General features: G+C 66.6%; 15 protein-coding genes and 3 rRNA genes. 11 read left to right on the top strand and 7 right to left on the bottom strand.

From position 1 onward, the window contains the following. Position 1 precedes the first annotated feature (1 nt). A complete protein-coding gene (locus DEJ13_RS06310) occupies positions 2-2,101 on the bottom strand; it encodes an AAA family ATPase (protein ID WP_111106681.1) in 2,100 nt (699 codons plus the stop codon). A 224-nt stretch (positions 2,102-2,325) separates the two neighbouring features. Between DEJ13_RS06310 and DEJ13_RS06305 the strand changes: the two genes are divergently transcribed. The 4 genes from DEJ13_RS06305 to DEJ13_RS06290 all read left to right on the top strand — a co-directional run bounded on the left by DEJ13_RS06305 (position 2,326) and on the right by DEJ13_RS06290 (position 8,994). Further along, positions 2,326-3,444 (top strand): hypothetical protein, encoded by a 1,119-nt coding sequence (locus DEJ13_RS06305; RefSeq protein WP_111106680.1) that lies wholly within the window; start codon positions 2,326-2,328, stop codon positions 3,442-3,444. A gap of 61 nt (positions 3,445-3,505) precedes the next feature. Beyond that, positions 3,506-4,129, top strand: a complete 624-nt coding sequence (locus tag DEJ13_RS06300) for a DUF7255 family protein (RefSeq protein ID WP_220037570.1) — start codon at positions 3,506-3,508, stop codon at positions 4,127-4,129. Positions 4,130-4,229: 100 nt separating this feature from the next. After that, on the top strand, positions 4,230-6,323 hold the full coding sequence (locus tag DEJ13_RS06295; protein WP_111106678.1) for a nuclease-related domain-containing DEAD/DEAH box helicase: 2,094 nt from the start codon (positions 4,230-4,232) through the stop codon (positions 6,321-6,323). Position 6,324: 1 nt separating this feature from the next. Beyond that, on the top strand, positions 6,325-8,994 hold the full coding sequence (locus tag DEJ13_RS06290) for a DEAD/DEAH box helicase (protein ID WP_111106677.1): 2,670 nt from the start codon (positions 6,325-6,327) through the stop codon (positions 8,992-8,994). Between the two features lie 129 nt (positions 8,995-9,123). Here the strand turns inward: DEJ13_RS06290 and DEJ13_RS06285 are convergent, their stop codons facing one another. Continuing rightward, positions 9,124-10,068 carry an AraC family transcriptional regulator gene (locus DEJ13_RS06285; protein WP_111106676.1) on the bottom strand — a complete coding sequence of 315 codons (945 nt, stop codon included), beginning with the start codon at positions 10,066-10,068 and terminating at the stop codon, positions 9,124-9,126. A gap of 122 nt (positions 10,069-10,190) precedes the next feature. Between DEJ13_RS06285 and DEJ13_RS06280 the strand changes: the two genes are divergently transcribed. The 5 genes from DEJ13_RS06280 (at position 10,191) to DEJ13_RS06260 (ending at position 14,681) form a co-directional block, all read left to right on the top strand. Continuing rightward, entirely contained in the window at positions 10,191-10,964 is a 774-nt protein-coding gene (locus DEJ13_RS06280; protein ID WP_111106675.1) for an SDR family NAD(P)-dependent oxidoreductase, read from the top strand. Between the two features lie 186 nt (positions 10,965-11,150). After that, a complete protein-coding gene (locus DEJ13_RS06275) occupies positions 11,151-11,990 on the top strand; it encodes an ABC transporter ATP-binding protein (RefSeq protein WP_111108252.1) in 840 nt (279 codons plus the stop codon). A 5-nt stretch (positions 11,991-11,995) separates the two neighbouring features. Next, complete coding sequence (locus tag DEJ13_RS06270; protein WP_082518230.1) at positions 11,996-12,793, top strand: ABC transporter permease; 798 nt, start codon at positions 11,996-11,998, stop codon at positions 12,791-12,793. Positions 12,794-12,846: 53 nt separating this feature from the next. Beyond that, on the top strand, positions 12,847-14,058 hold the full coding sequence (locus DEJ13_RS06265; RefSeq protein WP_181437161.1) for a sensor histidine kinase: 1,212 nt from the start codon (positions 12,847-12,849) through the stop codon (positions 14,056-14,058). After that, the gene (locus tag DEJ13_RS06260) at positions 14,055-14,681 is read left to right on the top strand and encodes a response regulator transcription factor (protein WP_111108250.1); all 627 of its coding nucleotides are present in this window, start codon (positions 14,055-14,057) and stop codon (positions 14,679-14,681) included. The genes DEJ13_RS06265 and DEJ13_RS06260 overlap by 4 nt, the downstream gene beginning before the upstream one ends. Positions 14,682-14,687: 6 nt before the next feature. On the opposite strand, the gene DEJ13_RS06255 is transcribed toward DEJ13_RS06260, so the two are convergent. Beyond that, positions 14,688-15,842, bottom strand: coding sequence for a hypothetical protein (locus DEJ13_RS06255; RefSeq protein WP_111108249.1), 1,155 nt, complete (start codon positions 15,840-15,842; stop codon positions 14,688-14,690). Positions 15,843-15,917: 75 nt separating this feature from the next. After that, the gene (locus tag DEJ13_RS06250; RefSeq protein WP_111108248.1) at positions 15,918-16,850 is read right to left on the bottom strand and encodes an NADP-dependent oxidoreductase; all 933 of its coding nucleotides are present in this window, start codon (positions 16,848-16,850) and stop codon (positions 15,918-15,920) included. Between the two features lie 78 nt (positions 16,851-16,928). Between DEJ13_RS06250 and DEJ13_RS06245 the strand changes: the two genes are divergently transcribed. Both DEJ13_RS06245 and DEJ13_RS06240 read left to right on the top strand, forming a co-directional pair. After that, positions 16,929-18,575 (top strand): MFS transporter, encoded by a 1,647-nt coding sequence (locus DEJ13_RS06245; RefSeq protein ID WP_111108247.1) that lies wholly within the window; start codon positions 16,929-16,931, stop codon positions 18,573-18,575. Between the two features lie 25 nt (positions 18,576-18,600). Beyond that, positions 18,601-19,284, top strand: a complete 684-nt coding sequence (locus tag DEJ13_RS06240) for an immunity protein CdiI family protein (protein WP_111108246.1) — start codon at positions 18,601-18,603, stop codon at positions 19,282-19,284. Positions 19,285-19,394: 110 nt separating this feature from the next. On the opposite strand, the gene rrf is transcribed toward DEJ13_RS06240, so the two are convergent. From rrf to DEJ13_RS06225, 3 genes are all read right to left on the bottom strand, one after another. Further along, positions 19,395-19,511, bottom strand: a 5S ribosomal RNA gene (rrf, locus tag DEJ13_RS06235). Between the two features lie 150 nt (positions 19,512-19,661). Next, positions 19,662-22,788: ribosomal RNA gene (locus tag DEJ13_RS06230) — 23S ribosomal RNA — on the bottom strand. 452 nt (positions 22,789-23,240) lie between these two features. Then, a 16S ribosomal RNA gene (locus DEJ13_RS06225) occupies positions 23,241-24,762 on the bottom strand. The 16S, 23S and 5S rRNA genes sit together here, the layout of an rRNA operon. Positions 24,763-25,231: the final 469 nt, after the last annotated feature.

Raw genomic sequence — 25,231 nt, 5'->3', positions numbered from 1 at the left:
CTCAATCGTCGACGGAAGCACCTTCGGTCCCGTCAGCAACGGAGGACGTCGCTTGGCGCCGCAGCGCCGTCAAGCCGTATCGAGCCTCCAGGTCGACGCCTTCGCCGTAGTGGTGCTCCGCCAGGAGCGGCAGGATCTCGTACCGCCACACGTCCCGCAGACCCGTCACACCCAGGTCGCGCATCAGGAACGAGGGACCGACCTTGGCGTCGTGGTCCTGGATCTGCGCGTTGAGTCGCGTCAGCAGGTCAGCGCGGTCGTCCTGGAGGCCTTTGGTCGCCGCCCAGCGTGACAGCACGTTCTGCACGGGCTCGCGTTCCGGGTGCAGCTCGATGAACGCGAACCGGCGCCGCATCGCGGCGTCCAGCATCGCGATCGAGCGGTCGGCGGTGTTCATCGTGCCGATGACGAAGATGTTGCTCGGCAGGGTGAACGGCTCGTCGCTGTAGAGCAGGGAGATCTCGCTGTCGCGGTACTCCAACAGGAAGTACAGCTCGCCGAAGACCTTCGCGATGTTGCCGCGGTTGATCTCATCGATGACCAGGAAGTAGTTCGCCTCGGGGTTGGCTGCAGCGGCGTCAGCGAGGCGGCGGAGCGGACCCTTCCGCAGGGTGAAGGCGAGGTTGCCGCTGTCGTCGTTGGCGACGGGGCGGAAGCCCTCGAAGAAGTCCTCGTACGAGTAGGTCGGGTGGAACTGGACGATGGTGGTCTCGCCGTCGGTTCCGTCCGTCACGTGCTTCGAGAGGGCCTGCGCGAGGAACGTCTTGCCGGTGCCGGGAGGACCGTAGAGGATCACCTGCTTGCGGCGCTCGATGAGGTCGAGGGACGCCTGCAACCACGGGAGTGTCATGTGAAGTCCGTCGGCGAGCTCGAGGTCCGCGCGCGGGAAAACCGATCGATTTGGCTCGGGTGGCTCGACTGGCGGATCCGGGATTGTCGGGCCGAGTTGGTCCCGCTTCTGCCACCGGGAGGCGAGGGGCTCGACGTAGAACAGCGCCGGGCCCTTCACCTTCTGCTGCAGCGCGATGGTGATCTGTTGGAAGGCGGCGTCGGGGTCTTCCTCCATCTGCCCTTCGATTTCGCCGACGAAGGCTTCACGGATCGCGACGCGGTTTTCTCCGGAAACGACTTCGCCGAACACGCCTGGGTGAACGAGGTAGAGCAGTTCATTCCGCTGCGTCGGGAAGGAAGCGCCTGGAAGACCTCGCACGAAGTCACGCCACGCCCACGGCTCATCGAGCGCCCGATCGCGTTGCTCAGCGGGCAGGCCAATCCATTGCACGACCGCTTCGACGACGATCGACAGCGCTCGGTAGAGCTGCACCGACATCCCGGTTCCGGGGTTGAAGGACCAGGAACGGAAAGCGCCGTCGATCTCGGCCGGGATCGTCACCGGGTGCTCCATCAATCCGAGCAGAGCGGTGACACGCTCACGCTTCCTCCGCTCGCCTGGCGTCTGGAGCGGAAGGATCTGCCAGCAGATGACCTCCGCCATCAACAGCCGAGCATCGTCACTCGCATGCGCGAATTGGTTGGTCAACTTTGACAAGAAGTCGTCGCCCGCGATCTCCGGCTGACCCAGGAACACGGATCGGAGCTCCGCCGCCACTTCCGCTCGCCAGACCGCCCGTCCGGGCGCGAACACGGAGTCCAGGTCACGGAGACCACGTTCGACGAAGAGCTGTTCGGTCGCGCGGATGACCGCGGCACGGTTGTCGGGCGGGACGATCTCGGATCGCAACCGGAGGTCGAGGTCGTCGCGTTGCGCCCGCTGGAACGAACGTCGACGCTCCGAGAGCTCACGAGAGAACTCATCCAGCGTCACCTCGGGTCGAACTACCGCTCGCCCAGCCTCCGTCACCGTCCACTCCCCCCGACGCGGCTTCTCCATGAAGCCCGCGTGGACCAACGCGGTCGTACCCCAGAGGAAGTCCGATTGTCCCGCAGGCTGCCCGTCAGTGTTGAGCTCGCGCTCCTCGTCACCGAGCGGGACCAGGGACTCGACGTGCTCCCACACTTCGACCCGTCGACCTGATCCGCGCTCCGCCAAGTACTGCAGCGCTGCTCGTAGACGCTCAAGTCGGTTCTCGGTACGGGTCACGGCCGGTCCACCTCATCGTCGATCTGCGCTCATCTCTACATATGGGGCGAGCGGCTGGATCGCAGCGGGAGACCACGAGCGCAGGAGTGCTGCGTGGTCGCGCATGAGCGCGTGTTCAAGCTGCGGAAAGCTCAGGGTACACATACGCTTCGGCCAACAGGAGCTCGCTGACCCGCTGCGAGTTCGCGAGATGAACGATCCGCACCCTGCGAGAGGAGCACGCCTTGGCCGATGCAACGACCCGTACCGACGCCGTCGATGACGACGCCGCCACGAAGGCCGTAGTCGAGAGCGAGCAGGAGGACCTCCGGTCCTTCGTCCGTGGGCTGACGGGCGATGACGTCAAGACCGGCGGGTGGTTCACGAAGCTCATCGCGCATGCTCTGACCTCGTACACGACGAAGGTCAATGCCGCGTACTTCCAGGAGCGCTACGAGGGTGTGCCAGTCGACGCGATCGTGGAGCAGCGCATCAAGATGGCCGCGAACTACGCGGCGTTGGAGGGCGGGTTGTCGGCCGGCGCGTACACAGGCGCGGTCGCGACGACGATCGGAACCGTGGGCGGTGCTTCGCCGCTGACAGTGCCGGCCGCAGTTGCGACGGTGCTCGTTGACGTGGCCTTCCTCACGCAGCTGCAGCTCCGACTTGCGTACGACATCTCGGTTCTCTACCGCGTTCCCATCGACATCAACGACCCAGATGATCTCTGGAAGCTCATCCGAGTCGCGTTCACCATCAAGGGCGGCGAGCTCGCTAAAGACGGAGCACTCAAAGTGGTCCCAGCGGCAGTGCGACCGCTGGTGAGGGCATTCATCAAAGGACCGGCGTTGAAGGCAGTGAAGGGTCTGCCCTTCGTCGGGAAGTTCCTCCTTCAGCGCAACATCATCAAGATCGGCATACCCCTGGTCGGGGTTCCGCTCGCAGTCCTCTTGAACCGATACACAACGCTCGTTGCTGGTCGACACGCAAGAGCCGTGTTCCGGAACGATGCGCGCATCCTCCAAATGGCTTCATCGCTGAGCAAGAGTACGAAGCATCCGCAGCTGCTCCTGTGGGTCACATGGCTGATGATCAATGCCGACGGCAAGAGTTCGGACGACGAGACACAGCTGATGCGACACGTCGTGCGCACCGTACGGACCGACCACGACGTCGTCGATTCCGAGCTGGCGGAAGTCATCGAACTCACTCAGCAGGATGTCTGGGACCGGCTCGATGCTGAGGCAGGCGACATGAGCGACCTGATCGCCGCGGCAGAAGCGGTTGCCAGTGTCGACGGCGACTTCAATGCGCGCGAGCGGCGAGTGCTCGAAGAACTGCGTCAGCGATTCGGCAAGAGGTGAGAACCGCGGCCATGTCGGCTCGGCGTCCCCCGACGACGGTCGCAATCGAGAAAGCCAGCCGATGACGAAGACCGGTGCCCGTGCCGCGTTACTCGATCGAGCGCTGCGGGCTGCGGGGCTGCAACCTGCCCCGGTCCCTCGTCGGCTGAGGACTATCGACCTTCCCGAAAGTTCGCAAGCCGCCGTCCTCGACCTCTACCGCAGACTCGGCGGCCTCCTCGAGCACCCAGAACTCCGTCCTGGATCTTGGGACTTCGCCTATGCGGACGTGGTCGTTGAACTGGATGAGGACATGCACTTCAACCGCTATCGAGCGGCCACTCTCAAGGCGCCCGGCGCCATCACGTTGCCTTGGACGGCCGCCTACATCGACTTCGCTACAACGCAAGAGGTTCGATCTGGCACGGGTGGGCGGCGTTGGACCAACCCCTCGGCGGAACGGATGTTCGGCCCAGCTCAACCGCACTGGGTATTCGATGGCAACGGCGCACCCCGTTGGAAACAACGTGCGTTGTACGACGCCCTGAAGGACAGGGCAGCCGTTGACGGTGTCGTTCGACTATCGCGAATTTCGATCTACGACCGCGTCGACGGGGTGCTGGTCGACGACCTCCTCCGGAGTCGAGCGCCCATCGATCCCGATCGGGTGCGAGACTTCGTTGAGAGTCGGACATTCGGACCCTAGGACCCCAGAACGGGTGATCGCACCAAGCCCGGCGCAACCAGGAGGATGGTTCACGACCGGACACCCGAGGGAGGCGCCCGGCCGAGGGGGACCCCACACGATGACCATCGCCGGCGACTCAGCACGCGTCGAAGCCCGCCGCCAACGCGGCCGAGCCCACGAACTCCGACGACAGGCCGACGAAGCCGAAGCCCGTGCCGGCCGCTTCGAGCTCGCTCACCGCACCGAGAGCGAGACCGCCAAGATCCTCGCTCCCCTGGCCGGAATCGGCTACCACCTCCTCGCCGACCGCCGCTGGCCCGGCAGCAAGACAGCCCAGGTCGACATGGTCGTCGTCGGCAGCGCAGGCGTCTTCATCGTCGACACGAAGGCCTGGCGTGACGTCGCCGTCCACGAGGGCCGCATCACCCGCGGCCAGGAGGACGTGACGGACGACATCGCCAACCTCGCTGACCTGGCGTGGAAGACCGAGGCTGCTCTGGCGGAGATCGGCCTCCCTCCGGGCGAGGTCCACGCGGTCGTCGCCCTCGCCGGTCAGAGGAAGGTGCACGCCGAGGTCGCGTCGGTCGACGTCGTGGGCGTCCACGACCTCATCGCGCACATCACCAAGCGGGGCCGGCGCCTGTCGCCGGTACGTGTCGACGAACTCCTCGCCGCCGTGCTCGCCCACTTCCCCGTCATCGACGAGGACCAGCAAGTACCGGTGCAGGTCGTCGTCCCGGCAACGGTCCTCCCCCGCGAGCCCGATCCGCTCATCGAGACCGAGGAGCTCCAGGACCTTCTGCTCGACGGCGTCCTCGACGCGCCGATCGAAGAGTGGATGGCCTTCCTCGACCCGAGCCAGGCGAAGCTGATCCGCCGCAACTTCAACGGACCGGCACGCATCCGAGGCGCCGCCGGCACCGGCAAGACCGTCGTCGGTCTGCACCGCGCCGCGTACCTCGCACGCGCGACCGGCGGCCGCGTCCTCTTCACCACTTACATCCGCACCCTCCCGGCGGTGCTCGAGTCGCTGCTCGAGCGCCTCGCACCCGACATGGTGGGCCGCGTCGACTTCGTCAACGTCCACGCCTTCGCGAGTCGCCTCTTGAAGGAACGCGGCGTCGCGTTCCGCGTCGACGCCCTGGAGGCCCAGCGCGCGTTCGCCGATGCGTGGAACGTGATCGGAGCCTCCAGTCCACTGCGCGCGTCGCGCTTCACGCGCCGCTACTGGGAGGAAGAGATCGCACACGTCATCAAGGGGCGCGGGCTGACGCACTTCGACCAGTACGCCGACCTGGCACGCGTCGGACGGAAGCACGCGCTGCCCGTCGAGATCCGTCAGGCGGTGTGGGACCTGTACGAGGCGTACTCATCCAACCTGCGCGAGCGACGCGTCTGCGACTTCGAGGACGTCGTCCTGCTCGCTCGCGACGCGGTCCGTCAACAACCACTCGAGCGCTACGACGCCGTCATCGTCGACGAGGCACAGGACCTGTCCTGCGCGATGGTCTCGCTGCTGCATTCGCTGGTCGGCGACCGGGCGGACGGCCTGACCCTCATCGGCGACGGCCAGCAGACGATCTACCCGGGTGGGTACACGCTCGGCGAGGTCGGCATCAGCCTCGCCGGACGCGGAGTGGTCCTCGACGTCAATCACCGCAACACCGCCGAGATCCTGGACTTCGCCAAGCAGATGGTCGCGGACGACCAGTTCGTCGACATCGAGGGCGTCGACGGTGCCGGTGACGCGGTCTCGGCGGTGACCCGATCGGGTCCGACGCCGGGGATCCACCGCTTCACAGACCGCACCGAACACGACGCCGCACTGCTGGCGCGCGTCGAGGAAGTCCTCCGGCTGGTCGGGACCGGTCGCGGCGACGTCGGCATCCTCACGGCGACGAACCCGCAGGCCGACAAGGTGAAGGCGGTGCTCGATGCCGCCAATGTGCCGTCCGTGTCTCTGAAGCACTACGCCGGCAAGAGCTCGGACATGGTCCGCGTCGGGACCATCAAGCGGGCGAAGGGCCTGGAGTTCAAGCAGGTCCTGCTGCCGCACGTCCCCGCCAAGCTGCTCGCCGATGCTCCCGACACCGAGTCCGTGGCCGCCCGCGAGCGCCGCGAGCTCGACCGTCGCGAGCTGTACGTCGGGATGACCCGAGCGCGTGACGGGCTGTGGGTCGGAGCACTCGGTACGAACAATCGGAAGGACTGAGATGACCGACAAGGCTGGGCGGGAGCGCATCGACGGCCTCCGGCAGGCTGCGGAGGGCGTGCTCCTGCACCGCGCCGCTGTGAGATCGGCTGCCGATTCTGCGCTTGCAACCCTCCGACAGCGAAGGGTGACGGTCGACCTCGATGGAGAACGAGCGGGAGTGGTCCCACTCGGTCCCTCGGACACCACGCTCGCGACCGACCTCGTCCGCGCCGCTGCTCTGCCGACGACCGGACCGCAGACGGACTCACTGATTCGGACGCTGTCCGAAGACGTCCCGAGGGCCCTCGACGACGTCCGCCGCGGTTCCGGGTTCGCCGCGATCTTCGCGGGTCGCGTCCGCCGCGAGACGGCGGCGCGAGCGGACGAGTTCCTCGACCGAACGCTCGAGTGGATCGATCGCACCGGCGCGACGGGTCAGCTCCGTGCCGTCGATGACCGCGACGCGGCGCGTCCCGTCGTCCCGCTGGAGGCACTGGCCGATTCGCGGGGTCCCCTCGCCACGGCAGCGCCCGACCTCAGCGATGGCGCTCCGCTCTTCCTCGATGCATTCGGTGACGTGCCCGCCGTCGTGGCCGGGCTGGCAGACGCTGTCGCCCGGGAACGCGCAGCACACGCCGACGTCGTCGAAGCCGGACGGGTGCAGCGCGACGCGGCCGCCCAGGACGCCCTTGCCGACATGGACATCGATCGTCTGCGCGAGGCGACCGGTGATCAGCTCCGCCTGACCGCACTCCGCGATGCCGGGGTCTCGACCGTCGGGGCGGTACTCCGACACCCCGTGTTCCCGGGCCAGTTCAGCGGGGTCGGCGAGGTCACGGCGGCGCGCATCAACGGGGCCGCTCAGGCGCTCGCGTCTGCCGCTCGAGAAGACGCGGTCGTTCGGATCGACGTCCAGCGTCGCGACGACCAGACGCTCCGACTCGTGGCTGCCTTGCAGACATGGGAGGCGGCGAAGACGCTGGTCGGGCCGCGCGAGCAGGTGCTGATCGACGCGCTCCAGCCGGTCGCGACGATGGTGGCACGCGGCGCATCGATGGCGCTCGTCCTGCCCGGGCAGAGCGGGCGTGACGCGGGTGACCTCGTGCAGCGGGTCATCTCCATCGCCGAGGACGCGTGGCGGAGGAGGCAGCGGATCGCCGCGAGCACCCTCGCACCGGTCGGGGACCCCTGGCAGGACTTCCTGCAGCGGCCAGCGTCGTTCTTCGCGCTGCTCGACGAAGCCGGTCTGACGAAGCCGTCGGGAGCAGCGGCACGCGGAGACCTCGGCGACGACCTGATCGCTCAGGTGGAGGCGTTCAGCCTCGACACGTCCCGACTCTCCGCCTCGCTCCGCGGGTACCAACGGTTCGCCGCGGCCTTCGCGCTCGTCCAGAAGCGAGTCGTCATCGGCGATGAAATGGGACTCGGTAAGACAGTCGAGGCCCTTGCGACAATCGCCCACATCGTCGGCACCACGCCGGGTCGGACGCCACACTTCTTGGTCATCTGCCCTGCCGCCGTCGTCGCGAACTGGGTTCGCGAGGCCGAACGACACACCGACGTCCGGGCGTTCAGACTGCACGGACCGGCGCGCTTGCTCGGCCTCCGGCACTGGATCGACGAGGGCGGTATCGGCGTGACCACCTACGAGACCCTCGAGTGGCTCCGCACCCGAACGCCGGATGACCTGCGGCTCGCTTCGGTGGTCGTCGATGAGGCGCACTACGTCAAGAATCCCGATGCGAAGCGAACCATGAACGCACGGACACTTCTCCGTCGCGCAGACCGTGCGATCCTCATGTCCGGCACGCCACTCGAGAACCGCGTCGACGAGTTCCGCGTGTTGATCGACCACATCCGGCCTGACCTCGTCGTCGACCAGTCAGACGACAGTCCGCTGCGCTTCCGGAAGCAGATCGCACCGGTGTACCTGCGCCGGAGGCAAGAGGACGTCCTCACGGAGCTCCCCGGACTCGTCGAGGTCGACGAGTGGACTGACCTGACCGACGCGGAGGCGCGTGTGCACGCGGCTGCCGTCGAGGCCGGCGACTTCCACACCATGCGACAGCTCGCGATGACCGGCGGTGCCGAGTCGAGCAAGGTCGCTTCACTCGTCGAGATCGTCGAGGAAGCACGAGCCAACGACCGCAAGGTGCTCGTCTTCTCGTACTACCGCGCGGTGCTCGACGTCGCGAAGCGAGCAGTGGGCGGGATCGTGTTCGGTCCCCTGACCGGTAGCACCCCGGCATCGGCCCGGCAGGACCTCGTCGACGAGTTCGCGGCGGCCCCTCCGGGTTCCGTCCTGGTGGCACAGATCGAGGCGGGCGGGGTCGGCCTCAACATCCAGGCGGCGTCGGTCGTCATCATCTGCGAACCACAGCTCAAACCGACAACGGAGTGGCAGGCGATCGCTCGGTCTCGGCGGATGGGACAGCTCCATTCGGTACAGGTCCACCGGTTGCTGTCGGAGGACGGCGTCGATGCGGCGCTCGTGCGGATGCTGGCCCGCAAGGCGCAGACCTTCGAGGACTTCGCAGCGGTGAGCGAGACAGCGACCTCATCCGCTCAGGCAGTGGACGTCTCCGACTCGAGGCTCGTCGCGCAGGTGCTGGCTGAGGAGCGACAGCGGCTCGCGGCCATGCCGACGACGCCCCGCACCGAGCCGGAGCAGATCATCGTGTCGGGCTGACCGGCCAGCCGGCAAAGGGACCTTCAGCGCGAAGGTCTGCCCGCATGGTGAATTAGCGTCTGACCCATCCATCGGACTGGAGGACCGTCACCAGCCCGCCCGCGCCTCCCGTCCGTCCCACCCCCGCGCCTACACCGCCGTCGCCAACGCCAACTGCGCCCGCGTCACCACTGCATCGGAGGCCGGCGGCCGCCCGTACGCCTCCCGGTAATCCCGCGAGAAGTGCGACGCACTCCGGAACCCCACCGCAGCCGCAGCCCGCGCCGCGGTGTCCCCGTGCACGACCATCCGCCGCCGCGCCTCCGCCAACCGCGTCTTCTTGAGGTACTGCGCCGGCGTCATGCCCGTGGCCTCCTTGAACCGGGCGAACAGCGTCGACTCACTCACCCGCAGCGTCCGCGCGAGCCGGTCCATCGACCAAGGCTCCTCCATCCGCCCGGTCAGGAGCGCCGTGGCTCCGGCCACCACCGAGGGACCGGTCCCGTCGAGCGCCGCCATGATCCGCGGCGCCTGCGAGGTCTGCAGCAGCCGCAACACGATCTCCCGCGAGACAAGGGGGAACAGCACCGGGATGTCCTCCGGCGCGTCGAGCAGCCCGAGCAGCCGTGCGAACGCATCTGCGAGGGGCTCCGTCCAGCTCCCGAGGCGCGGTACCCGCGCCGCCAGGGCAACGGCGGGCACGGACATCGACGCGACGACCTCGCCGACGACGGCCGGGTCGAGCCGCCACACCGCCGAGACGAAGCCGTCCTCCCCCGCCGTGTCGACCACCCCGGCGACGACGGGCAGGTCCACGGGCGTGATGATGAACCGCTCGCGGCCCCACACCTGGTCATCGTCCCCGACGATCGAGCGCTTCCGCCCGCGCAACACGACCGACAGTGACGGCACGTACCGCCGGTCGAAGAGTCCGGTCGGCTCGTGCACCCGCGACACGGTCAGGCCCAGGGTCTCAGCGTGGTGCGCCGATCCGATGCGGGCGACCGCAGCGTGGTGGTCGCTGCCGACCACGGCCGCGTGCGCCGACGCGATCGCCGCCGCACGGTCCAGGTGCTGCGCGGTCCGGTCGTCCATGTCGCCAACCTACCCACCGTTCATCGTCGCGATGAGCGGCTCGGTGCGCCGGCGCGGGATCCGGCAAGGTCCTCGCGGATCCGGGCAAGGTGCGCACCCGCCGACGGCCGGAACATCGACACATGACCACAGCACCGAACACCCAGACCACCCCCCGCACCGCCCTGGTGACCGGCGCCTCGAGCGGCATCGGTGAAGCAATCGCCCGCGAACTCGCCGCCGACGGCCTGACCGTCGCCGTCCACGGCCGCAACGAAGAGCGCACCCGAGCGGTCGCCGCCGACATCGAGCGCCAGGGCGGCCGGGCCGTTGCGCTCACGGCCGACCTCTCCGCCAGCGCCGCGGAGGTCCGGGCCTTCGCGGCAGAGGCGCTCGACCAGCTCGGAGGCCGCGTCGACGTCCTCGTGAACAACGCCGGGCTCTACCCCGGCGGCCCGACCGAGTCGCTGTCCGACGACACCGTCGACGCCCTGCTCGCGACGAACATCCGGGCGCCCCACGTCCTCGTCGCTGCACTCGCTCCCGGCATGACGGAGCGCGGAAGCGGCCACATCGTGAACATCGGCTCGTGGATGGCGCGCGTCGGCGTCCCGTTCATGGCCCTCTACCCCGCGACGAAGGCCGCGGTCGAGCAGCTCACCCGGGCCTGGGCCGCCGAGTACGGGCACCGCGGGATCCGAGTCGTGACCGTCGCGCCGGGCGCGACGGCGACGCCGGGCAACGCGGACTCGGCCGAGGTCCTCGCGGCGATGACGCAGGGCACGCCGGCCGGGCGGCCGGTGCAGCCGGTCGACATCGCGCGCGCCGTCCGGTGGGTCGTCTCCGACCAGGCCGCGTTCGTCACGGGCGGCACGATCGACGTCGACGGTGGGATTGCCTCGACGCGGCTCGCCTGAGCGGCGACAGCCGGACTGGAGGCTCGGTGCCGGTCGTGCACCGAGCCTCCAGTCCGCCCCTGCGGAGGTCCCGCGGCTCCGCGCGTCCGGCGCCCATTGTCGTGTCGGTCACATCCCCCGATCGGAGGACCCACCTCCACCGCCCCCACCGATCCCCCGCACCCGCAACCCGGCCAGGCTGGACCCATGCCCGACACCCCCGCCATCGAGGTCCGTCACCTCAGCAAGCAGTACGCCACCGGCAAGGTCGCCGTCGACGACGTGAGCTTCTCGATCGAGGCCGGCGAGACCTTCGCCCTCCTCGGCCCGAACGGCGCCGGAAAGTCCACCACCGTCGAGATCCTCGAGGGCTACCGCTCCCGCACGTCCGGCGACGTCAGCGTCCTCGGCCACGACCCGGCGAAGGCCAGCCGCAGCCACAACGCCCGCGTCGGCATGGTCCTGCAGACCAGCGGCGAGTCCCCGAACGTCACGGTCGTCGAGCAGCTGGTCCACTTCGCCAAGCTCTACCCCCGGCACCGCGACGTCGACGAACTGATCGCAGCCGTGGGGCTCGAGTCCCAGCGCACCACCCGCGTCGCGCGTCTGTCCGGCGGCCAGCGCCGCCGCGTCGACGTCGCGCTCGGCATCATCGGCCGCCCCGAGGTCCTGTTCCTCGACGAGCCGACCACCGGCTTCGACCCGGAGGCCCGGCGCCAGTTCTGGGACCTGCTCCGCCAGGTGCAGGCCGAGGGCACGACGATCCTCCTGACCACGCACTACCTCGACGAGGCCGCGCAGCTCGCCGACCGGGCGGCGGTCATCGCCGACGGCCGGCTGCTCGACATCGCCCCGATCGACGAGCTCGGCGGCCCCGAGGCCCGCACACCCCGCATCCGCTGGCGCGACGACTCGGGTGCCGAGCACGAGGAGCGCACCGACGACGCCGCACGACTGATCCGCAGCAGCACGGAACCGATGCACGACCTCGAGGTCATCCGCCCCTCCCTCGAGACGGTCTACCTCGAGATGGTGAGCACACGATGACCGCGATGACCACGGGCGCCGCCCGCATCAGCTACGAGATCCGCTCGTACTTCCGCGCACCGGACTCGGTGTTCTTCACGTTCCTGTTCCCGATCATCATGCTGTCCCTGTTCTCGGTCGCCTTCAGCAGCGCCGCAGACATCCAGGCCGGCCCGAACGTCAGCGTCGACTACGCGACCTACTACCTGCCGGGTCTGGTCGCGACGGGCATCCTGCTGTCGGGCACCCAGTCCCTCGGCGTCGACATCGCCGGCGAGCGCAGCGACGGCACACTCAAGCGACTGGGCGGCACACCCCTGCCGGTCCTGAGCTACTTCGTCGGCAAGATCGGCATGGTCCTGGTGACGACCGTCATCCAGACCGCCCTGCTGCTGGCGATCGCCAGCCTGGTCTTCGGTGTCGACCTGCCCACCGACCCGGCCCTCTGGGCCCGCTTCGCCGGCATCATGATCCTGGGCATCGCCACCAGCTGCGTCCTCGGCATCGCGATCTCCGCACTCCCCCGGGAGGGCCGCCGCGCCACCGCCACGATCGTCCCGATCGTGCTGGTGCTGCAGTTCATCTCGGGCGTCTACCTCCCCTTCACGCAGCTGCCGAGCTGGCTGCAGAACGTCGCGTCCGTCTTCCCCCTGCGGTGGATGGCGTCTGGCATGCGGTCCGTCTTCCTGCCCGACGCGTTCGCGTCCGCTGAGCCGGGAGGCTCGTGGCAGCTCCTCCTGGGCACGCTCGTCATGGTCGGATGGCTGGTCCTGGGCACGGTGGCCTGCCTGCTCACGTTCCGGTGGAACCGCAAGGACGCCTGATCGTGCCTGTGGACAACGGTCGGAGCGGCACCGGGCGGTGGGATGCTGTCGGCATGGACACCTCCACCGCCGACCGGAACTGGGGCCTCCACGTGGCGTTCGCCGTCACGGTGGTCCTCGTCGCGGTCATCGCACTGCTCGGGTGGTCGCCGTGGTCGACCCGCTGGCCGGCGTTCGCGATGCTCGGCGTCCTCGCGGTGGCGTACGCGTCGTACGGCTGGCGCGGGTACGTCAACCCGCGTGCCGCTGCCGCCTTCGTGCCGCTGCTCGTCGTCGCTGCCCTGGTGCTCCCCGCAGTCGTGCCGAGCACCGCGTTCGTGCAAAGCATCCTGTTCCCGGTCGCCTGGTGCCAACTCGACCGGCTCCGCACCTCGGTCGCGGTCTCGGTGCTGATCGGCATCGCGTCCGGGGTCGGGCTGCAGATCGCCTCCGGCCCGGACGAACTCGTGGGCACCCTGTTGATCGAGGGGGTCAGCGTGGCGGGTGCCTGCGCGCTCGGCCTCTGGATCACCCGGATCGCGCACCTGTCCGACGAGCGCCGCCAGCTGATCGACGAACTCCGGGCAACCCAAGCGTCCCTGGCCGAGGCGAACCGGCACGCCGGTGTGACCAGCGAACGCGAGCGTCTGGCGCGCGAGATCCACGACACCGTCGCGCAGAACCTCGCCGGCATCGTCATGCTCACCGAGCGGGCGCAGAGCGACCTCGCCGGGCACCGCACCGACGCCCTCGAGGAACGCCTGGTCGTGCTCGAAGAGTCCGCACGTGCCGCCCTCGAAGAGTCCCGCGCGCTCATCGCTGCCGGCGCGGCCGGGGTCCCCCGCGACAGCCTCGGCGGGGCACTCCACCGGCTCGGCGAACGACACACGCGCGAGACCGGCACGGCCGTCACCGTCGACGCGCCCGACTGCGCGCTCGACCGCGATGCACAGGTGGTGCTGCTCCGCGTGGCACAGGAGGCCCTGGGCAACGTCCGCGCCCACGCCCGTGCCACCACGGTGCACCTCGCGCTGCACCACACCCCCGAACAGACGGTCCTGTCGGTGCAGGACGACGGCGTCGGCTTCGACCCGTCGCTCCCGGCTGCGGGTCACGGGCTCCGGGGGCTCCGCGACCGCCTCGCACTGGCGGGCGGTACCTGCCGGATCACCAGCGCTCCCGGAACCGGCACCGTCGTCCAGGCGACCCTGCCGTCGGCACCCGCACCGGCCCTCCCGTCCGCCCCGCTGTCGGCCGGACGCCCCGTGCCGCAGGTGACCCCGTGATCCGCGTGGTGGTCGCCGACGACCACCCGATCGTCCGATCCGGCATCGTCGCGCTGTTGCAGGACGCCGACGACGTCCAGGTCGTCGGCCAGGCCAGCGACGGTGCCGCGGCGGTCTCGGTCACGCTCGCCGAGCGTCCGGACGTCGTGCTCATGGACCTGCGGATGCCGCTGCTCGACGGCGCCGCGGCGACGGCCGAGATCCTCGGGGTCGATCCGGGCGTCCGCGTGCTCATCCTGACCACCTACGAGTCCGACGACCAGATCCTCGCCGCCATCGAAGCGGGCGCCACCGGCTACCTGCTCAAGGCGGCGCCCGAGTCCGAGATCCTCGCCGGCGTCCGGGCCACCGCGCGTGGGGAGACCGCACTCGCCCCCTCGGCCGCTGCTGCCCTGGTCCGCCGCGCCACGGGGTCGGTGCCGACCGGGCCGTCGTTGACCCCGCGCGAGCTCGACGTCCTCCGACTCGTCGCGCAGGGCAACAGCAACCCCGCGATCGGCCGCGCCCTGTTCCTCAGCGAGACCACCGTGAAGACGCACCTCGGCCACGTGTTCGAGAAGCTCGGCGTCAACGACCGCACCCGTGCGGTGACTCGCGCGATGGAGCTCGGCCTGCTGCGCTGAGGCCTGTCAGCCCCGAACGGCTGCCCGGTCCAGCCCGTTCGTCGTGGTGATGACCTGGCGGAGCAGGGTGGTCAGGCGTTCGGGACGCAGCGTGATGCTGTCGCCCTCCCGGCTCCACGTCGCGACGCCGACACCGTCGATCCCCAGCCACCCGAACCCCGAGCGCGCCGCGTGGCTCCAAGCGCGCACGGACTGCCAGGTCGGAGCCGTCCACGCTGCCCGGAACCAGGCGACGTCACTCGGGCACGGACCGGAGCGGTCCTCGAACTGCGCGGACGAGATCGTCACCGTGTCCGCGCCGGCGATCGAGACCGCTGGATCCGGGGACAGCCATGCCAGCAGGTGCCCCGCGACGGCACCGACGTCCACGACCCCGAGCATCGTCGAGCCGTCCGGCTGCTCCGCCCGCACCACGTATCGCCGGCCCTGCACCCAGCACGACCAGCGGCTGACGACGTCCGGGTGCGCCGGGTCGTCGCGCTCGACGGCGAGCACCGCGTCGTTCTCCAGGACCGGACCGACCAGCTCGTCGCCCTTGTCCGTCACACCGCCGAACCGGCCGACCAGTCCGTGCTCTCGCGCGGAACGGCCGGCCGCAGCATGTCGAGCGGAGCCCGGCACCACGCCGCGGTCCCGGAAGCGCACGAGGTGGTCGAGCACGCCGGCATCCGTCCGCCATCGCAGCACCGGCCCCGTGTCGCCGTCGGGCACCATCTCCGGCAGGCCGACCGGGGCATCGGTGTCCAGCGTGCACCACCGGGACTCGAGCATGCCGTCGACGAGCTCGGACGTCGCGGGCCAGTCCCGCACGGAGCACTGCACGTCGATCCGGATGCGCTCGTCAGCGATGTCGGCGAACCGGTACTCGCGCACGACCACGTCGTCGGGCTCCGGCAGCGCCAGCAGGATCCGGTCGGTCGCAGCTTCCAGCAGCACGGCCTCTGACCCTGCTACGAGCACCCGACGAGCGTCGTCGACGGGCGACTGGGACGTCGCTCGGAGACCGATCGACACCGCGCCGTCCGCACGGTCGAGCCGCACGCCGCTCGCCGTCGTCGATGCCGTCCAGCCGACCGGGACCTCGACGACCAGGGCCCCGACGATGACGAGCGCATCCCACCGCGGGTCGGGCCAGGGATCCCACGGCACGTGCCGAGTCATCGGTGCATCCGTCGTCGGATCACGCGTGGCGCATCCCTTCGCGCCCTGCCGAGTGTCATGCCGATCCCCCGAGCGTCACCAGGTCAGCACGAACCGTCCCCGCGTCCCACCGGCCTCGAGGCGCTCGTGCGCCTCGGACGCGCGGGACGCCGGCAGCGCCTCGGCCACCCGCGGCGTGATCGTGCCGCCCTCGACCGCGTGCCGCAGCCGCTCGAGCTTGTCGAACGAGCGGTACTCCCCGAACACCATCACCTGCTCGAACCGGACGCCCTCGGCGTCGTTGCCCTCCCAGCCCCGCACGTCGATGAACGTACCGCCGTCGCGCACGGCGGGTACCACGACGTCGCGCTGCACGGCGGCGTCGGCGAGTGCGTCGACGCCCTCGGGCACGATCGCCCGCACGGCGTCCGCGAACCCGTCCCCACGCGGCACGATGTGGTCCGGCCCCAGCGAGCGCACGAGCGCCTCGTCCTTGGGTGCGGCGTCGGCGATGACCGTGATGCCCTCCGCAATCGCGAGCTGCACCAGGTAGTTGCCGAGCAGGCCCGCGGCGCCCGTGACGGCGAGGGTCCCACCGCGCGGCACACCCGCGAGCTCGAGGATGCGGATCGCCGTGAGCCCGTTCATCGGCACGGTCGAAGCGAGCTCGATCGAGGTGTCCTTCGGGATGTGGGTGAACGAACCGACCGGGGCGACGAGCTCCTCGACGTAGGCGCCGCCGTGCGTGCTGAGCGGCAGCGCCATGGCCATCACCGCGTCCCCGACCTGCCAGCCGGACACGTCGGGACCGACCTCGTCGATGACCCCGGCCGCGTCCATGCCGGGTACGTACGGTGCCGAGGCCTGCGAGCTGTCGCGCTCCCCCGCGCGGACGCCCGTGTCGGTGGGGTTCACCGCGAACGCCTGCACGCGGATCCGGACGGAGCCGGCTCCCGCGTGCGGCTCCGGGACCTCGTGGACGGCGAGGGCCTCGGGCCCTCCGAACTGCTGCACTCCGACGACCTTCACCCCTCCGTTCTACCGGGTGGCAGCGGATCGCTCCCAGACGCCTCCACCTCACCAGGGGTGTACCGTCATATCGTCAGCATGCTGAACACCTGGGAGGACGCCACCGTGAGCACCACATCCGCACCCGATCGCCGTCGCTGGATCGGCCTCGTCGTGATCAGCCTCGCCGTCGCGCTGATCATCGTCGACTCGACCATCGTGAACGTGGCGATCCCGAGCATCGTCGCCGACCTCGACATCGGTTCGACGCTCGTGCAGTGGGTGCAGGAGAGCTACACGCTGGTGTTCGCCGCCCTGCTCCTGGTGTTCGGCGCCCTTGCTGACCGCTACGGCCGCCGTCGTCTGCTGGCCACGGGAGTGATCGTCTTCGCGGTCGCGTCGGTCCTCGCTGCGCTTTCCCCCACGGGCGACCTGCTCGTGGTCTCGCGCATCGTGCAGGGCATCGGCGGCGCCATGGTCCTGCCGACCACGCTGTCGATCCTCAACGCGACGTTCACCGGCCGCGAGCGTGGCATCGCCTTCGCCGTCTGGGGATCGACGATCGGGGGCATGGTGGCGGTGGGTCCGCTGCTCGGTGGCTGGCTGACGACCGACTTCTCGTGGCGCTGGGCCTTCGGCATCAACGTGCCGATCGTCGCCGTCATCCTGATCGGGCTCGTGTACGCCGTGCAGGAGTCGAAGGACGCCGAGCACGCGGGCCGCATCGACGTCGTCGGGGCGGTGCTCTCCGTCGTCGCGAGCGCCACCCTGGTCTTCGGCCTCATCGAGGGCCGCACCTACGGCTGGTGGACGCCGTCGTCGACGCCGCTGACCATCGGCGACTGGTCCTGGTCGAGGGGCATCTCGCCGATCCCGATCGCGTTCCTGGTCGCCGTCGTGGCTGGTGTGGCGTTCGTCCGCTGGTCCCTCCGCCGCCAGCGCTCTGGCCGCTCGGCGCTCATCGCCCTCGACCTGTTCCGCATCGGCTCGTTCCGCAACGGCTCCATCGCCGCGCTCATCGTGTCGCTCGGCGAGTTCGGCATCATCCTGTCGCTCCCGCTCTGGCTCCAGAACGTCCTCGGCTACTCGGCGCTGCAGACCGGGTTCGTCCTGCTGGCCCTGGCCATCGGCTCGTTCGTCGCGAGCGGGTTCGCCGCGACCGTCGGCCAGCGCATCGGAGCCCTGCCCATCGTGCGGATGGGCATCGGCGCCGAGATCGTCGGTGTCGCGGCGATCGGCTTCGTCATCAGCGCCACGACAGCGTGGTGGGCGATCGTCCCCTGCCTGTTCGTCTACGGCTTCGGTGTCGGACTCGCGACCGCGCAGCTGACCGGCGTCGTGCTGCAAGACGTCCCCGTCCAACGCAGCGGCGAGGCCTCCGGTGCCCAGAGCACTGCCCGCCAGATCGGTTCGGCACTCGGCATCGCGGTCCTCGGCACCGTCCTCTTCACCTCCACGGGCACCGTCCTCGAGCACCGCCTGCAGGACGCCGGCGCACCCGCAACCGCGGCATCGAAGGTCGCTGACGCCGTCGTGCAGTCCTCGGGCGGTGCGATCGGGTCACTCACCGGAGACACCCGCGACGCCGCGGCCGTCGCCTTCTCGGACGGCACCCGCGCCGCATCGTTCTCGGCCGCCGGCTTCCTCGTGATCGGACTCGGCGCGACCCTGCGGCTGCGCGCTCCCCGGCGCGACGACGAAGCGCCTGAGTCGCACTCGAACCAGGTCACGACGGCCAGCGACTGATCCAGCCCCGGCGTACGATCGCCGGATGCGCACGCGTCTGCTCCAGGTGATGCCCTGGCCCGACAGCGACGCCCCCGAGGTCCAAGCCGTCGTGCACTTCTCACGCTCATGGCACACCGGAACGATGGCGCACACCGGTCGCCGACTCGTGCGGGTGTCGAACACGCCGCGATGGTCGCACGGTGGCGGGCTGTTCCGGGATCCCTCCAGCGACGAGACCTTCACGGTGCAGTCGCTCTGGCCGATCACTGACGAGCCTGACCTCTTCCCGGATGAAGCCGAGGACGACTCCTCGCCGTTCACCTGGCGCTTCACAGCGATCGAGACCGACCCGACTGCAACGGCGCGCGCCGGAGAACTCGATCACGCAGAGCGCCGCAAGAACGCCCGCCTCATGCGCCGTCCTGCGACGCACCCGGCAGAGCGCATCACCATCCGCCTGATGCCCGAGTACGGGGTGGCATGGCCGCTCTGGGGTCCTGACGGCCCCCTCGAGCCCTGGGAGCTCGCACTCCCCGACGATCTCGTGGCGGATCTGCGAGCGTGGTTCGACCGATGGGAGCGCAGCTCCTCATCAGAGACCGGCTGGACGGACGAAACGGATCGCATGTCGTTCCACAGGGATGCGGAGCAGCTGGCGGGACGCATCGGGGCCGCGACCGCCGCCTTCGCGATCATCGAGGTACACGGCCTCGCCAACGACGAATGACGGACTGGAGGCTCGTGGCTGGCTGATCGACGCCGGCGGCAACCGTCCGGTGAATGCAGAAAACCCCTGACCAGTACTGGTCAGGGGTTCCCTGGTGTTACCAACGTTGAGTCCGGCGGCGTCCTACTCTCCCACAAGGTCCCCCTTGCAGTACCATCGGCGCTGAGAGGCTTAGCTTCCGGGTTCGGAATGTGACCGGGCGTTTCCCTCTCGCTATGACCACCGGAACACCTTCGACTTGACCCAATGGATCAAGAAAGCTGTCCCGCTAGTGCTCTTCTCAGAGCAGCGCGGTATTCAGTTCTCATGTTCCCGATCATCTGTCGGGAACCACAAAGTGGACGCGAGCCCCGCACCGAAGTGCGGGAAATAATTGTGTTGTCAAGTCTTCGGCTTATTAGTACCGGTCAGCTCCACGGGTCGTTAGTCCCCGCTTCCACATCCGGCCTATCAACCCAGTAGTCTGCTGGGAGCCTCTCACACTCAAGGTGCATGGAAATCTCATCTCGAAGACGGCTTCCCGCTTAGATGCTTTCAGCGGTTATCCGGTCCGAACGTAGCTAATCAGCGGTGCCCTTGGCAGAACAACTGACACACCAGAGGTTCGTCCATCCCGGTCCTCTCGTACTAGGGATAGATCTTCTCAAATTTCCAACGCGCGCAGCGGATAGGGACCGAACTGTCTCACGACGTTCTAAACCCAGCTCGCGTACCGCTTTAATGGGCGAACAGCCCAACCCTTGGGACCTACTCCAGCCCCAGGATGCGACGAGCCGACATCGAGGTGCCAAACCATGCCGTCGATATGGACTCTTGGGCAAGATCAGCCTGTTATCCCCGAGGTACCTTTTATCCGTTGAGCGACAGCGCTTCCACAAGCCACTGCCGGATCACTAGTCCCGACTTTCGTCCCTGCTCGACCTGTCAGTCTCACAGTCAAGCTCCCTTGTGCACTTACACTCGCCACCTGATTGCCAACCAGGTTGAGGGAACCTTTGGGCGCCTCCGTTACTCTTTGGGAGGCAACCGCCCCAGTTAAACTACCCATCAGGCACTGTCCATGAACCCGATCAGGGTCCTACGTTAGACATCCAAAGTGACCAGAGTGGTATTTCAACAATGACTCCACGAACACTAGCGTGCCCGCTTCACAGTCTCCCACCTATCCTACACAAGCCACTCCGAACACCAATACCAAACTGTAGTAAAGGTCACGGGGTCTTTCCGTCCTGCTGCGCGTAACGAGCATCTTTACTCGTAGTGCAATTTCGCCGAGTTCGCGGTTGAGACAGCTGGGAAGTCGTTACGCCATTCGTGCAGGTCGGAACTTACCCGACAAGGAATTTCGCTACCTTAGGATGGTTATAGTTACCACCGCCGTTTACTGGGGCTTAAATTCAGAGCTTCGCCCAAAGGCTAACCCCTCCTCTTAACCTTCCAGCACCGGGCAGGCGTCAGTCCGTATACATCGTCTTGCGACTTCGCACGGACCTGTGTTTTTAGTAAACAGTCGCTTCCCACTGGTCTCTGCGGCCTTCAACGCTCACGGAGTAAATCCGGTCACGTGTCCGGCCCCCTTCTCCCGAAGTTACGGGGGCATTTTGCCGAGTTCCTTAACCACGATTCTCTCGATCTCCTTGGTATTCTCTACCTGACCACCTGAGTCGGTTTCGGGTACGGGCGGCTGCAACCTCGCGTCGATGCTTTTCTCGGCAGCATAGGATCACTGATTTCCCCTCACGGGTACGCGTCGGATCTCAGGCATACAGACGACGGATTTGCCTATCGTCAGCCCTACATCCTTACACCAGGTTCACCTTACGGATACCATCGCCTGGCTCAGCTACCTTCCTGCGTCACACCTGTTCATACGCTAACCGCACCAGCATGGGGTCGAGCGTTAGACCGGTCACCATCACCCCGAAGGGATCCGGACATACCGGGTTAGGACTCTTAGCACCACTGGATTAGCTTGGGCGGTTGTTCGCCGGTACGGGAATATCAACCCGTTGTCCATCGACTACGCCTGTCGGCCTCGCCTTAGGTCCCGACTTACCCAGGGCGGATTAACCTGGCCCTGGAACCCTTGGTCTTTCGGAGGACGGGTTTCTCACCCGTCTTTCGCTACTCATGCCTGCATTCTCACTCGTGTAGCGTCCACGGCTGGATCACTCCGCCGCTTCACTCGCCACACGACGCTCTCCTACCACTCCGCACGACTGAACCACGAAGGCTTGTCTAGTGTGCGAAATCTACAACTTCGGTGGTGTGCTTGAGCCCCGTTACATTGTCGGCGCGGAATCACTTGACCAGTGAGCTATTACGCACTCTTTCAAGGGTGGCTGCTTCTAAGCCAACCTCCTGGTTGTCTGTGCAACTCCACATCCTTTCCCACTTAGCACACGCTTAGGGACCTTAGTTGGTAGTCTGGGTTGTTTCCCTCTCGACGATGAAGCTTATCCCCCACCGTCTCACTGCTGCGCTCTCACTCACCGGCATTCGGAGTTTGGCTGACGTCAGTAACCTGTTGAGGCCCATCGGCCATCCAGTAGCTCTACCTCCGGCGAGAAACACGCAACGCTGCACCTAAATGCATTTCGGAGAGAACCAGCTATCACGAAGTTTGATTGGCCTTTCACCCCTATCCACAGCTCATCCCCTCCATTTTCAACTGAAGTGGGTTCGGTCCTCCACGACGTCTTACCGTCGCTTCAACCTGGCCATGGATAGATCACTTCGCTTCGGGTCTAGGACATGCGACTCAATCGCCCTATTCAGACTCGCTTTCGCTACGGCTGCCCCACACGGGTTAACCTCGCCACATATCACTAACTCGCAGGCTCATTCTTCAAAAGGCACGCCGTCACACCAACAAGGGTGCTCCGACGGTTTGTAAGCAAACGGTTTCAGGTACTATTTCACTCCCCTCCCGGGGTACTTTTCACCTTTCCCTCACGGTACTTGTCCGCTATCGGTCATCTGGGAGTATTTAGGCTTATCAGGTGGTCCTGACAGATTCACACGGGATTTCTCGGGCCCCGTGCTACTTGGGATACACATCCGGCCATAACACCATTTCGTCTACGGGGCTGGCACCCACTACGGCCCGGCTTTCAAACCGGTTCGACTATGATGCGCTGTAACCGCCCCAGTCCGGCAGAACTGAGCGACGTGTCCCACAACCCCGACCATGCAACGCCCGCCGGCTATCACACATGATCGGTTTAGCCTCATCCGCTTTCGCTCGCCACTACTCACGGAATCACATGTTGTTTTCTCTTCCTGTGGGTACTGAGATGTTTCACTTCCCCACGTTCCCTCTACCCGCCCTATATATTCAGGCGGGAGTCACCAGGTCACAAAAGCGCCTGGCGGGGTTTCCCCATTCGGAAATCCTCGGCTCACAGCTCGATTATCAGCTCCCCGAGGCTTATCGCAGATTTCTACGTCCTTCTTCGGCTCCAGATGCCAAGGCATCCACCGTTTGCTCTTAGAAACTTGACCACAAAGATTAAAATTGCGATCGACTCGTCAACCACACCCACCCCGAAAGGTGAGCATGCTGGCGAGCGATCTAAGATGCTCGCGTCCACTGTGTAGTTCTCAACATACGATCGGCACCACACTCCCCCAGCAGAACCTGCCGGCTTCATGTGGCCCATCGAAGGACCCCCACAGATCATCACGACCCGTGCGGCCCAACCCCGGCAACCCGAAGGTCACCAGCAGCCTGGTCCCTCAGGACCCAACAACGTGCACCAGCAGGACCCTCCACCCCGACCCGTCCCAACCACACCCGAAGGCGCGGCGTACTGGAGTCGGAAGCATCAGCCCCCACTGCACTGTCAATGTTCCACCCATGAGCTACCCGTCGGACACGGTCGGTCCGAATCGGGCGCCTGGACCAGCCACCATCCACCCGTACGGGCGGACAGCACTGACCAGATGCTCCTTAGAAAGGAGGTGATCCAGCCGCACCTTCCGGTACGGCTACCTTGTTACGACTTAGTCCTAATCACCGATCCCACCTTCGACGGCTCCTTCCACAAGGGTTAGGCCACCGGCTTCGGGTGTTACCGACTTTCATGACTTGACGGGCGGTGTGTACAAGGCCCGGGAACGTATTCACCGCAGCGTTGCTGATCTGCGATTACTAGCGACTCCGACTTCATGAGGTCGAGTTGCAGACCTCAATCCGAACTGAGACCGGCTTTTTGGGATTCGCTCCACCTTACGGTATCGCAGCCCTTTGTACCGGCCATTGTAGCATGCGTGAAGCCCAAGACATAAGGGGCATGATGATTTGACGTCATCCCCACCTTCCTCCGAGTTGACCCCGGCAGTCTCCTATGAGTCCCCGGCATAACCCGCTGGCAACATAGAACGAGGGTTGCGCTCGTTGCGGGACTTAACCCAACATCTCACGACACGAGCTGACGACAACCATGCACCACCTGTACACCGACCACAAGGGGGCGACCATCTCTGGCCGTTTCCGGTGTATGTCAAGCCTTGGTAAGGTTCTTCGCGTTGCATCGAATTAATCCGCATGCTCCGCCGCTTGTGCGGGCCCCCGTCAATTCCTTTGAGTTTTAGCCTTGCGGCCGTACTCCCCAGGCGGGGCGCTTAATGCGTTAGCTACGACACAGAAACCGTGGAAAGGTCCCTACATCTAGCGCCCAACGTTTACGGCATGGACTACCAGGGTATCTAATCCTGTTCGCTCCCCATGCTTTCGCTCCTCAGCGTCAGTTACGGCCCAGAGATCTGCCTTCGCCATCGGTGTTCCTCCTGATATCTGCGCATTCCACCGCTACACCAGGAATTCCAATCTCCCCTACCGCACTCTAGTCTGCCCGTACCCACTGCAAGCCCGAGGTTGAGCCTCGGGATTTCACAGCAGACGCGACAAACCGCCTACGAGCTCTTTACGCCCAATAATTCCGGACAACGCTTGCACCCTACGTATTACCGCGGCTGCTGGCACGTAGTTAGCCGGTGCTTTTTCTGCAGGTACCGTCACTTTCGCTTCTTCCCTACTAAAAGAGGTTTACAACCCGAAGGCCGTCATCCCTCACGCGGCGTTGCTGCATCAGGCTTTCGCCCATTGTGCAATATTCCCCACTGCTGCCTCCCGTAGGAGTCTGGGCCGTGTCTCAGTCCCAGTGTGGCCGGTCACCCTCTCAGGCCGGCTACCCGTCGTCGCCTTGGTGAGCCATTACCTCACCAACAAGCTGATAGGCCGCGAGTCCATCCCCAACCAAAAAATCTTTCCACCACCAGACCATGCGGCCGGCGATCATATCCAGTATTAGACGTCGTTTCCAACGCTTATCCCAGAGTCAGGGGCAGGTTACTCACGTGTTACTCACCCGTTCGCCACTAATCAACCCAGCAAGCTGGGCATCATCGTTCGACTTGCATGTGTTAAGCACGCCGCCAGCGTTCGTCCTGAGCCAGGATCAAACTCTCCGTAAAAAATTACAACCAACACCGAAGTGCCAGCGAGTTGATTCTGACTGTTGACTGTCTACTGACAATCTTCAATCCAAAAGGAATTGTCTCCGAAACTCCATGCGCACCCCGATAAAGAGTGAACACGAAGCTACGAGGTCAATAAATTGGCATTGACAATGTGCACGCTGTTGAGTTCTCAAGGACCAGACGCACTCCCCGCTCGACCCCGTCAGAGGTTCCGCCAGAGAGGCATTCGTTCTTGGTGTGCCACCGGAGACGAACCCCGGAGCTGGTTGCCTGAGCGGGACCCCGTCCGGACTGCGACTCGGAATTTGCACCCCGTGACCGTCTCGGCCGTTCCGTTCTCCGCCTCAGCGGCAACGAGTGATTACTTTACACAGGGCCCAGGGGGCCCGCCAACCGTGGTTCCTCCCGGGCGTGTCGCATCCGGGTGAACGCCGTGCATCCCTGCGGTGACGGGGAACTGGCC

This window comes from Curtobacterium sp. MCLR17_007 (assembly GCF_003234655.2).
Lineage (GTDB): Bacteria > Actinomycetota > Actinomycetes > Actinomycetales > Microbacteriaceae > Curtobacterium.
The sequence above is the reverse complement of the archived record's forward strand: the minus strand, read 5'-3'. Positions and strand labels throughout refer to the sequence as shown.